Below are 13,209 nucleotides of genomic sequence, written 5' to 3' on the forward strand. Positions count from 1 at the left end.
ACCATTCTGACCGTGCACTATTAAATAATAGCAAGCTAATAATAAGCGTGCAGGTCAGAGATTTATTGGGGATTAATAATTATTAATGAAGTTCCGGTAAGCTATTTTCTTCTGCTGAATCTACCGGTTGTCCTGAAGGCGGCGGTGTGATTTTTAGAATGTTCATTAATTCCCCGGTGCGTTCGCTAATACGGTAGCCACTGGTCATGGCCAGATAACGTAATTCAACAAGACGGCGTTTAGAGGAGAACACTTCATTTTCACTATCGAGTAAATCCAGCAGCGTACGCTCGCCAAGACTAAATTGATCCTGATAAGCCGTGCGCACTTTGACGCTGCGGTCGGCATATTCTTCCGCCGAAGGAAGCTGGGCGCGTGCGTTTTGCAGTGCGGTCCAGGCCAGGCGCAGCTCCTGATTCAGCTGGCGCAGAGTGTTATTACGTACATCCTGAGCCTGCTTGTGCAGATAAGCGCGGGAGTTCATGTTGGCTTTGTCGCTGCCGCCCTGGTACAGGTTGTAGTGCAGTTTTACCATCGCTTCCCACTCTTCGGTGTGTGCGCGAGTGGTATCGGTATTGTTGCTAATCCCGCGGGAAAGCTCAACGTCCACACGTGGATAGAAGGTTGATTTCGACGCTTCATACTGCTGGTGCGCAGCTTCGATATCCGCATTGGTAGACTTCAGTAATGGATTATTTTTTTCCATCCGACTTTTGGCATCTTCCAGCGAGGTTGGCAACTGAGAGTCAATGCTCTCTGGCTGGCTTAAGCCCTGCGGATCCATGCCCGTCACGCTGACAAAGGTGGTTTTCGCATCTTCAAGGTTAGTCTGCTCGGTCAGCAGATTGTTTCGCGCCTGCGCCAGACGCGCTTCGGCCTGCATAAAATCCCCGGAGCGCCCAACGCCCTGATCGGTACGCAGTTTTATCTGGTCATAAATGCGCTCGTGGTTCGCCAGATCGTCTTCAGCAAGGCGAACAAACTCTTCGCGTTGCAGCACGTCGAAATAGGCCTGAATCACCGCATAAGCGGTGCTTTCACTGGTGTTCATCACACCATAGGCGCGTGAGTCAACGGTCGCTTTTTGTCGCGCCACTTCGCTGTTGGTCGCAAAGCCGTTAAACACATTCTGCTCGAGGCTGATAGTCACCTCGTTAGGTGATTGAGTCAGACCGTTATTGCGCCCTGCAGCGCGGGTAGTTGCATCATCAACATTTTTGCGCCCGGCCTCGGCATTTAAATTCAGTGATGGCAAATAGCCACCTTGTGCCGCCCGCAGATCTTGCTCCGAGGAATAACGGCTATTTATTGCAGCATTAACTTCAGGATGATTCGCTAATGCATCTTTAACGGTATTTTGTAAGTCTTCTGCGTTTACTGCATTTATTGAAAAACATGAAAGCAGAAAAACTAAAAACTTCTTCATGACATGAATGCCCTATATCTCACGGTTATGACATCCAGGTGTCGTCGCTATCATCCATTTTTACAAACACGTTATATTAATTAACAAATATGAATTGTCTTAATTGATGGCTGTAATCAGCTATTCAGCGACATGTTTTGTCACATCGTGTTTTATTTTTGGTTATTTTTTATTATATTCATTTGCCAGTCAAGTCTCATGTAATTGCATTCTATAAAATGTGTTTTTTTCTACATTGAGATATTAATGTTTACATTAATTGAATGTGATATTTGTTCGTTAATGTATTAACGAGTTTATAAAAATAATGATGGTAATTAAGTGAGGTTACGGTGAGCAAATTACTCGGTGTGATCAAAGCAATTATTGGACAGGTTTACGTAGTTGATGCCAATGGTGCACAACGACTGGTTCATGAAGGCGACAGGGTATATAGCGGTGAAGAAATTGTGACCGGTGCCAGCGGCGCGGTAAGTATCTCTTTACCAGACGGAAAAACGCTGGATATAGGCCGTAATAGCCATTGGGGTGAGCACGGGCTACAGGTTAGCCATCATCCGGAAAGTAGTGCTCAGGATATTGCCGCCGCACAAAAGGCCATTGCCGATGGCGCTGACCCGACGCAGGTGCTGGAAGCCACCGCGGCGGGTAATGAAGCACCGGTAACATTAGAAGGTGGCGGCGGGGGGCACACTCTGGTTCAGCTTGAATTGACCGGGCAGGTGGTTGATCCGACAGCAGGTTTTAACACTAAAGGTCTGGGAAGCCCGAACTGGGATATCAATCTGCCGATAGGGGGAGTTACCGCAGGTTCCGCGAGTGTTTTCCCGCCTGAGGTACAAATTACCGAGTTTGCCGGCAACGACGGTTTCATTAACAAAAGCGAATTCCATCAGACCCATTTAAGCGGCACCAGTAATCAAAATCACATCACACTCACCTTCACCGATAGCCAAAAAAACACATTCACCGTTACTGTTCCGGTGAGCAACGGGCACTGGAATATTGATACCGATCTGGGGGGACTGGTCCCGGGAAATGTAACAGTGGTGGCAATAGCCACCGATGTGACGGGACGGACGGCAGAAAGTTTTGATCATGCGCTGATTGATATTACCGGACCACACATCGACATTACCGTTGATAACGTCACGCCGGATAACCTCATTAACTACGAAGAGTCGCGTCAACCGCAAACCCTGATCCACGGATCGGTCGGCGGCGATACTAAACCCGGCGATATCGTTACTTTATTGGTTGATGGTAAAGAATATACCGGTGTTGTTACCGACCCCGGAAATGGGACTCTGACTTATACCATCCCGGTACTGACCCTGGGGTTACTGCATGACCCGAACATTCACGCCACATTAATTTCTACTGACGACGCAGGAAACACCACCATTGTTTCCACGGATCATCACGTCAATAACGACCTGTATGCGCAAAATGCCGTGACCATTGAAACGGTGGCGAATGATGATGTCGTCAACGCTAATGAGTCTCGTATGCCGACCATTATTTCTGGCATTGCCAGCGGTGATGCGAAAGCGGGTGATCCGGTCACGTTGACCATTCAGGGCAAAGCGTTTCACGGCACGGTTTTCGACGATCATGGCCAGCTACGCTATGAAATCGTTGTGCCTTCCGCAACCCTCAACGAGGGGGCTAACGATGTGCAGGTGACGCTGGTAAGCCATGACGCGGTAGGTAATGAAGCCACTGCTGTGACGCACCGCACCGTGGTGCTGGACACCCAGGCACATAACGTCCTCACGATTGATGATGTCACGACAGATAACACCCTGAATCGTGCTGAGCTGTATATGCGTAACCAGGTGATTTCCGGAACCGTCAGCGGGGAAGACGCGAAAGCGGGCGACCCGGTACTGGTAGAGATCAACGGTCACCAGTACAACGGTCAGATCATCGATCTCGGCAATAGCACGCTGGGCTATCGTATTGCGGTGAACGCTGCCGATTTTGCCAACAACGTTGCAAAAGTCGATGGTTATATGGACGTGAAGGTAACGGTCACCTCTCACGATGCGGCGGGCAACCTGGCGATCGCCACCGATACCCACAGCGTGCACATTGATAATCTTGCGACCAATCAGGTCAACATTGACGCGGTGGCGACGGATGATGTGGTCAACGCGATTGAACACCGCATGATCACGCTGATTAGCGGTGTGGCAGGCGGTGATGCCAAAGCGGGCGATGCGGTCACCGTCAGCGTACAGGGGCAAAACTATGCCGGAACGGTGGTCAATGATAACGGTCAGTTGCGCTATGAAGTGGCATTACCGAAAGGAACGCTGCTGGAAGGTAAAAACGACGTGGTGGTAACGCTGGTCAGCCACGATGCGGCGGGTAACGAAGTCACCGCGCTCGCGCACCGTACCGTCACGCTCGATACTCAGGCGCACAACTCGCTGACAATCAATGATGTAGATAGTGATAACACCCTGAATCGTAGTGAGTTGTACACACGTAACCAGGTGATCTCCGGCACAATTGGCAGAAATGAAGATGCTAAACCTGGCGATCCGGTTCAACTCGAAATTAATGGTCACCTGTACCGGGGGGAGGTAATCGATTTAGGCAATAACACGCTGGGCTACCGTATCACGGTAAACACCGCAGACTTTGCCAACAACAGCGTACCGGTCGACGGTAACGTGGACGTGAAGGTCACAGTCACCTCTCATGATGTGGCGGGTAACCTGGCGATCGCCACCGACACCCACATCGTGCACATTGATAACGTTGCGACCAATCAGGTCAGTATCGACGCGGTAGCGACAGATGACGTAGTCAACGCCATTGAGAACCGCATGGTAACACTGATTAGCGGTGCAGCCGGCGGTGATGCCAAAGCGGGGGATACGGTCACCGTCAGCGTCCATGGGCAAAACTATGCCGGAACAATCGTTGATGATAACGGGCAGTTGCGCTACGAAGTCGCGTTGCCGAAGACGGCCTTGCAGGAAGGTAAAAACGACGTAGTGGTGACGTTGGTCAGTCATGACTCGGTGGGAAATGAAGTTACCGCGCTGGCACACCGCACCATCACGTTAGACACTCAGGCACATAATACTGTCCGTATACATGATGTCACTGCCGATAACACATTGAATTACCAAGAGCTACTTGCGGCTAAACAGACCATTACCGGTTTCGTTGGTGGTGAGGATGCAAAGGTAAACGATCCTGTCTTACTGGAGATAAATGGCCATCAGTACAGCGGTAAGGTGATTGATTTTGGCCGCGGTAAGCTGGGTTATCGCATTGATGTGGACTCTTCAGCATTTGCTGATAACAGCGGCCATGTGCTGACGAATGTGAAAATTACCGCGATGGTCACATCTCATGACGCAGCGGGAAACCTGGCGATCGCGACTGATTCCCATAAAGTTCATATCGATAACTACGCGGAAAACACCATTAAGATTGACGCAGTGGCGACGGACAATGTGGTGAACGCCAATGAAAACCGGATGCCGACGATTATTAGCATCGTAGCCGGTGGTGATGCCCGGGAGGGTGATGCGGTAACTATCAGGGTTCGTGGACAAGACTTTGACGGCAAGGTGATCAACGATAACGGTCAGTTACGCTATGAAGTGGTTCTGCCGCATGGAACCTTGCATGAAGGAAAGAATGCGGTGGTCGCGACGCTGGTCAGCCATGACGCGCTGGGCAATGAAGTGACCAGTGAGTCGCACCGTATTATCACTCTTGATACTCATGCGCAAAACACCATCTCGCTAGATTACATTGCTACAGACAATGTTATCAATTACCAGGAACTGTCCGCGGCGACACAGCGCATTACCGGCATCGTTGATGGTGAAGATGCGAAGGTCGGCGATCCCATTCAACTGGAAGTTAATGGTCATCAGTACGATAGCCGGGTCATTGACCTTGGTAACGGACATCTGGGTTACAGTATTGATGTGGACTCATCGGCCTTTGCGAACAATAGCGTTCATGTGTTGACGGATGTCGATGTGCACGTCACTGTCACCTCTCATGATGCGGCGGGTAACCTTGCCATCGCTACCGATAGCCATAAAGTTCATATTGATAACTTTGCCAAAAACGCGGTGACGACGAATATCGTCGCGTCGGATGATGTGGTGAACGCCATTGAAAACCGCATGCCGACGCTGATTAGCGGTATCGCAAAAGGCCTGGATGCCAAAGTGGGCGATGTGGTGACCGTCCACGTACAGGGGCAAACACAGGACTTTAGCGGCACGGTGGTTAACGATCACGGCGTTCTGCGCTACGAAGTGTTTGTTCCAACAGGTGTGTTGCAGGAAGGCAGCAACGACGTGATGGTGACGCTGGTCAGTCACGATGCAGCGGGCAACAAGGCGGTGGCGGTGGAGCATCGAACCGTTACGCTGGATACCCAGGCGCAAAGTACCGTCACTATTGATAGCGTCACAGATGACGACAAACTTAACCATCTTGAGCTGGATACGCCGATGCAGCTCATCAGCGGTAAGGTGGGCGGTGACGCGCAGGTTGGCGATGCGGTGATCGTAGAAATCAATCACCAGACGTTTAACGGCAAGGTGATTGATCTTGGAGGCGGTCATTTAGGCTATCAGGTCCCGGTCAACTCAACGGCGTTCAGCGATAACAAAGGCAACCAGGATAAAAATGTGACCGTGAGTGTCACGGTTATCTCCCACGATGCGGTGGAAAATGAGGTCATTACCACCGCAACCCATGATGTGCATATTGATAACCATGCCGCGGCTAAAATCACCGTTGATACGGTGGCGGGTGATGACAAGCTGAACGGCGCAGAAGCCGCGAAACACCTCACTGAGATCATGGGGACGGTTTCGGGCGATGTGCATGTAGGGACTAAAGTTCAGGTTATCGTCAACGGCCATACTTACGACACAACTGTTCAGCGACTCCCGGAACATAATAATGCGCTGGGATATAAGCTGGACGTTCTGAGCCGCGATCTGGTCAAAGACCCGCATATCGTGGCCCGCGTAGTCGGCGAAGATAATGTGCATAATTTCCAGAAAGCGGAGATATCGCACGATCTGGTGGTTGATTTACATGCTAAGGCAATGCTGACGATCGATCCCGTTACTGGCGATAACATGGTCAATGGCGATGAATCAAAACAGCCATTCACCTGGATAACCGGGAAAGTGGCAGGGGATGTTCACGTAAATGACGTCGTTTACCTCACCGTTAATGGTCACGTTCTTACAGGGAAAGTGCACGATGTAGGGGGCGGGGTTCTCGGCTACAGCATTAAAGTCAGCACCGCAGATCTGATCTCCGATCCGCATTTAACCGCGACGGTGAGCACCACCGATGGTGCGGGCAATCCGGCCACGGCCAATGCAGAAACCACCGTTATTATCGATACCCGTGTGGATGCGCAGATAACCATTGATGCCGTGACGCCGGATAATACGCTGAACTTTGCTGAGCAAATGCATGGCTATACGATAGTGAGCGGTACGGTGAGCGGTGAAGTTCATCCGGGCGATTCATTCACCATGACCATCAACGGCCACAACTATGCCGGGGTGGTGGAAGATCGTGGCAATCATCAGATGGGTTTCCACGTACCCGTTGCTACGGCCGATCTGGTTGCCGATCCGCATATCGACGTCACCATGGATATCACGGACGATGCCCTGAACCATGCACAAATTACAGCGCATCATACCGTTACGCTGGACGCTGACGCGAAGGCCTCTATCACTATCGATCCGGTAACGGGCGATGATGTATTGAATAAGATTGAATTGGGGCAAAAGACGACAGTTGTCAGCGGTACAGTCGGTGGCGATGCGAAAATTGATGATGTGGTGCACCTGAATATTGGTGGCCATATGGTTGATGCTATAGTGGTGGACCTGCCGAATCTGGGAACGTTGGGTTACTCCATCAAGGTGGATACGCATTGGCTGCAAAACGATCCGCATATTACTGCAACAATCACCACTACCGATGCGGCGGGTAATAATGCGACGGCAGATGCGCACAGTACCGTGGACATTGACGATAAGATTGACGCGATTGTGCATATTGATCCGATTGTTACCGATAGCGGTGATGCGGTGATTAACCACGACGAAGCCCTGAAGCAGCAAACGACGGTTACGGGGACGGTAGGCGGGGATGTCAAAATCGGTGATATGGTTGAACTGACCATCAACCATCAGACCTATTTTGCGCGGGTGGAAAATCAAAACGGTCAGCATGTATTCAGTACAAAGGTTTCGACCTTAGATCTGCTCATGGATCCGAATATTCATGCTGAAGTGACGGCAAAAGACGACGCAGGTAACATCGCGCGTGGGTACGATGATAAGCCGGTGCTGGTTGATACCGTTGCTGATGCCGGGATAACGATTGATTCTGCGTTGAGCTGGCAAGGCATGGCGTTACCTGCTGGAAACCGCCCTGAATTTGTGACGGTAACAGGGCATGTTACCCCAGACGCGAAGTTTAATGATTTGGTTACAGTTGATGTTGGTAACAACAAACATCTGGAAACCCACGTTATTACCCTCCCTGATGGGCAACTGGGCTATACGCTGGATATTCTTTTTCAGGACTGGAATAACAACGGCAATATCACCGTGTCCATCACCACCCATGATGATCATGGCAATACGGCGACAGCAGTAGAACATAAATTTATTGATCTCCCGTGGGTAACCAATACCTATACCCCTGCTAATACGTCTTTTGTTATTCACAACCCGCCGACAACACCGGGCACCGGAACAACACAACCTCACCAACCGACCGTGCATCTCACCGTTGATCAAGTGGCGGGCGATGATGTTCTCAACCACGATGAAGCGCAAAAAGGAACGACGGCAATTCGTGGTCTGGTCACCGGCGACGTTCAGGCCGGGGACGAAGTGATTGTTACCATCAATCATGTGCAGTACTCCGGGCACGTCATGACTATCCCGACGATGCCGGGACAGCTGGCATACGAAGTGGATGTGCCAACGAATGAACTGCAGGCGCATCCAACGTTTGATGTCTCCATCAAGGCAGGAACAGCGACAGATTCGGTGCAGAAAACCATCACTGTCGATACGGATAACCCGCTGCAGATAACGATGGATAAGGTTGCTGGTGATGATGTTATCAATGCTGCCGAGGCGCAAAGCGGTAAAACCACTATCAGCGGTACGGTCAGCGGTGAAGGGATCCATGACGGCAGCGTGGTGAGCCTGCAGGTCAATGGCAATACGCTGACTGCGGTAGTGCATGATGATAAACACGGTCACTTGAGCTGGTCGAAAGAGGTCAGTATTAACGATCTGCACAATAACCCGGATATTGTCGCGACGGTAACGGCGACAGATGATCACGGCAACCTGGGAAGTGCCTCTGCCAGCAGCCATGTTGTGGTCGATCTGAGCGCTAATGCTGGCGTGACGATAGATAACATTGCCGGTGACAATGTGCTGAACGCGCGGGAATTGCTGCAACCTAAGATGACAGTAACGGGGTCGGTATCCGGAGATGTGCACCCCGGCGATAAGGTGACGCTGACGGTTAACGGAAACCCTTATGCGGCGACTGTCGATAATAACCATCACTACTGCGTCGATATTTACACCAAAGACCTGCTGGCCGATCGCGCGATTGTCGCGACAGTCTCAGGATATGACGATCACGGCAACGTGCAGCCCGCCAGCTTCACGCAGAATTATTCAATTGATACGACGACAACTGGCAGCATTACCATCAATACCGTCGGCGGTGACGATATTATCAATGCTGATGAAGTGAAAGCCGGTAGCGTTGAGGTGAGTGGTACGGTGGATGGCGATGTGCATCTTGGTGATAAAGTCGACATTCTCGTCGATGGCGTCACGGTACATACACGAGTCATTGAGCTGCCGCATATGAACGGGCAACTGGGTTACAAAGCGATGGTGAGTACGGTCGGGCTGCAAAATGACCCTACTATCCATGTAAGTGTGGAAGGTCAGGATTCGGCGTTGAACCCAATGCATGCCGTGAGCGACAAAACGGTCACTATCGACACGCAACTGAATGCCACCATTATGCTGGATGATGTGACGACAGACGACGTGCTGAATAATGTAGAAACGCAGCAAGCGAAAACCATCATCAGCGGTTATGTGACGGGAGATGTAGACTTTGGCGATCAGGTGACTGTCACGGTTAACGGTAAAGATCTGGTTGCCTATGTGAAAGACAGCGGTGGTCGCAAGGTGTTCAGCGTTGAGGCCAGTACGGCCGACCTGCTCCACGATCAAAATATTACCGCACATGTCATCGCCCACGATGATTCCGGTAACCATGGAAGAATCGATACCAGTAAGATCATCACCATCGACAGAACCGCTGCGGGAACGATGGATATTGATAATGTCACCCAAGATAACGTGCTTAATCATCAGGAACTCCAGGGAGCAACGGTGAGGGTAACCGGACATCTTGGCGGTGATGTAGATGTGTGGGATTCGATCAAATTAAAAATTGGCGGTCAGGAGTTTACCGGTTCGGTAGATACGCTGAGCAATGGCGATCGGGTCTGGCACGTTGATGTGGACAGTCATGTCATGGAAGTGAACACCACATTTTCGGTTGAGGTTAAAGGGCATGATGCGCCGGGCAACCCGTATTCAAAGACAACTTCCCACAGCTATTCGGTTGATCAACAGGCAGACGCCACGCTTATCGTAGATAAGGTTACCGGCGATAACCACATCTCGCGTGCCGAATCACAGGATGCCGTCACGCATATTACCGGCAGCGTAAGCGGTGATGTAAATGATGGCGATCATATTAAAGCGCTGGTAAATGGTCATCAGTACGATGCCATTCTTCATCAGGGCATTAATGGGTTGACCTATGACATTGAGGCCGATACCTCCGCATTCCGTGCCGGTCATAACCGCGTGAACGTATTGGTCGAGGCGCATGATAACCACGGTAATATTACGCCTTATAGCCAAACGTTGAACGTGACGATGGACGATCCTGCACCAGTGAAAGGGCATACGGTGGATAAAGGGAATCATGCTGCGATACAGCATGCGCTGCATAACCTGTTCGACGATAACGCATTATCTCTGTCTTATGCACCAGCAGCGACCGGACACGGCCAGACGACAGCGGTACTCAGCGCTGACGATAAGGCGAAGGGGGTGCTTGAAAAAGTCGATCTCAGCGATCTGGCCCGTGAACTGCATGAAGGCGTGGATATTGCGAAGTACATTCAAAGCGGCGGCGATCATCACCTGATCGCCAGTCCGGCGAAAGTGGCGCATGGCATTGATACTGCGCTGTCGACTCCGACAAGCGGCGATCTGCATTCTCCGACCTACTCGTTGGATCACCTGATTGCTAAACCCGATCAAAACCACACTCACTAACGATTGCCTGCTGCCCTGTGTGAACAGGGCAGCAGCATCGTGCAAAATGAAAAGGCACTGATATGAACTCTGATTCATCTGCTGCAAACGTGCAGGCAGAAGGCGTGGCAAAAAGTCCTGAAAATGACAACCAGCAGGCTTTAGCGATGCTGCAAAAAAGCGACCTGGAGATGGTTCGCGTGCTCGACGATTTGATTTACCTGTTGATCCGTAAAGGCGTGATTGCTATTACCGATCTTCCAGCGATGGCGCAGGTTAAATTAATGAATCGCGCGAACGCGCGCCAGGAACTTGGCGGGTTAGAACAACTGCTTGGCAACGATGATCGTATATTTTAGCTGATGCAGGCAGTTTGTAGGCCGGATAAGCGTAGCGCCATCCGGCTATACAAAGGCGTATCAAGACGCCAGTTTTATCACAATGGTGCGGGCTCACCTAATAATTGCCCCATTGCACCATCAATCCCTAATTCTTGCAGCACCATAAGCTCACCTTCCGTTTCAACTCGCTCGGCAATGAGCGGCAAATCAATACTGCGCGTGGCACTGCACAATACTTCAATAAACAAACGCTTATCATTTTCCTCATCAATTTTGCGGATATAGCTGCTGTCGATTTTCAGATAGGCAAGACCCCATTGCGACAGATGACCGATCATATCGAAACGGCTACCGAAGTGTTGCAGTCCCAGCGCGCAGCGATGCTGACCTACGGCTTTAACAAATGCCGCCATCTGATGGGGGCCTGGTAACTGATTTTCATCCAGTTCCAGAATCAGCTTGCTGGCTAATTTCGGTGAGTACCGTAACGGATTGAGCAGGTCTGCAATGGCGGTCGCGCTGGCGACAGAACTGCCAGAAATACTCAACGCTAGTTTTCCGGGCGCGGTTTTCAACTGGTTCAATGTGAGCTTCAACATGACTTTATCGAGTCGATGACTCCAGCCAAAGCGGTGGATCCACGGCAAGAACCGCCCCGCGGTAATGGCGTTACCCTGCTCATCAATAATGCGCGACAGTACCTTGTAATGCAGGATTTTGTCCGGCTGGCGGCAATCGACCACCGGCTGATAAACCAACTGAAACTGTTGATTTGTCAGCGCATGCTCCAGACGAACAAACCACAAATGCTGATCTTCTGTAGCTGCAGGTATTTCGGTGGTAGGAACGACCTGATGGTTGGTGTGTGTTTCCGCTTCAACCAGCAGACGATCGGCCTGGATCAGCAATGACTGGGCATTTTCTCCGGCGCTGAATGGCACCATGCTGGTATAGGCAACCGGCTGTTGGTCTGACATTCCAGTAGCGTAAAAGGCCGTGAGTTTCTGAGACAATGAATTACACAGCTCCAGCATTTCTCCGTGCGTCACGCCAGGGCAGAGTAGGGCGAATTCACCGCCGCGAATGCGGGCGAGCGTGCTATCGAGAGGGGCATACTTTTCTCTGTGCGCGTTCAGCAGGTTGGCGATGTTGAGTAACAGCTTATCAGTATGCGGTCCGCCAAAGCGCTGATTCAGGCCACCTAAATCCTGAACGCGAACCAGCATCAGATATCCTGGTGCCGTATCGGCATCACTCAGTCGCGCCTGGAGCTGCATATCGAATGCCCGGCGGTTGGCTACCCCGGTCTGGCTGTCGAGATAAGCTTCATTGTGCAGGCGTTCGCTGTAGATAGCTTGTTCTTCAAATAACGATTTAAGCTTAGCTGCCATTAAATTCATGGCGCCTACAACGCGGCGTAATTCCGGCGTTTTGGGTAACTCGTGGAGTGTCAGAAACTCGCGACGGGTAATCGCTTCGGATTGTTTTGCCATGTAATTGAGTGGGCGCAGCAGTTTGCGCAGCAGCAGAATACCGGCGATTAAGCAGGCAAGGCTACAGGACAGCATCCACAACAGATTGCCTAAGGTATTGTCCCACAGACGCTGCACGGCAAAGATAGGATCGCTGGTCACTTCCACGCGAGCTGCCTGCTGCCAGCCGCGCATAATCGTTGCTTCACCGGTTTGCGGGGTGACATCCACCAGATCGACGAACCAACCGGGAACGTTGGGAATTGTCGCTACCGCGCTACGCTCAAGCATTATTTTGCCGTTTGCCAGATCGACGATGCGGATTTTTTTGTAGTAACCGCTATCGAAAATGGAGCTGACCATCAGCTCGATCATTGCCGGGTCGTTGACGTTGGGCGTCAGCGAAACGCCTAGCGCCGTTGCGGCATCCTGGGCATGTGAAAGGAGTTGGTTATTGGACTGATTGCGAGAACTCTCCAGCGTCACAATAAAATTGCCGCTGAACACAACCATCATAAAGAGAGAGATTGCCAGAAGTAACTGTTTAAAAAGAGACACGGGCGATT

The 13,209-nt window shown here is 51.0% G+C and carries 4 protein-coding genes; 2 read left to right on the forward strand and 2 right to left on the reverse strand.

Going from position 1 to position 13,209, the window contains the following annotated elements; translation table 11 throughout:
* Positions 1-82: 82 nt before the first annotated feature.
* On the reverse strand, positions 83-1,426 hold the full coding sequence (locus tag OGY10_RS19315; RefSeq protein WP_286577221.1) for a TolC family outer membrane protein: 1,344 nt from the start codon (positions 1,424-1,426) through the stop codon (positions 83-85).
* A 332-nt stretch (positions 1,427-1,758) separates the two neighbouring features.
* Here OGY10_RS19315 and OGY10_RS19320 point away from each other — a divergent pair, with 332 nt between their 5' ends.
* Positions 1,759-10,851 (forward strand): retention module-containing protein, encoded by a 9,093-nt coding sequence (locus tag OGY10_RS19320; RefSeq protein WP_286577223.1) that lies wholly within the window; start codon positions 1,759-1,761, stop codon positions 10,849-10,851.
* A 62-nt stretch (positions 10,852-10,913) separates the two neighbouring features.
* Positions 10,914-11,189 carry a hypothetical protein gene (locus OGY10_RS19325; RefSeq protein ID WP_079934212.1) on the forward strand — a complete coding sequence of 92 codons (276 nt, stop codon included), beginning with the start codon at positions 10,914-10,916 and terminating at the stop codon, positions 11,187-11,189.
* A 77-nt stretch (positions 11,190-11,266) separates the two neighbouring features.
* Here the strand turns inward: OGY10_RS19325 and lapD are convergent, their stop codons facing one another.
* Positions 11,267-13,201, reverse strand: a complete 1,935-nt coding sequence (gene lapD / locus OGY10_RS19330; RefSeq protein ID WP_008785657.1) for a cyclic di-GMP receptor LapD — start codon at positions 13,199-13,201, stop codon at positions 11,267-11,269.
* Positions 13,202-13,209 lie beyond the last annotated feature (8 nt).

The organism is Citrobacter sp. Cpo148 (genome assembly GCF_030332375.1).
Taxonomy (GTDB): domain Bacteria; phylum Pseudomonadota; class Gammaproteobacteria; order Enterobacterales; family Enterobacteriaceae; genus Citrobacter; species Citrobacter portucalensis.

What these genes read in the sequence shown, in the direction of transcription:
- OGY10_RS19315 (WP_286577221.1), bottom strand. Translation starts at nt 1,426, where the DNA reads ATGAAGAAGTTTTTAGTTTTTCTGCTTTCATGTTTTTCAATAAATGCA.
- OGY10_RS19325 (WP_079934212.1), top strand. Translation starts at nt 10,914, where the DNA reads ATGAACTCTGATTCATCTGCTGCAAACGTGCAGGCAGAAGGCGTGGCA.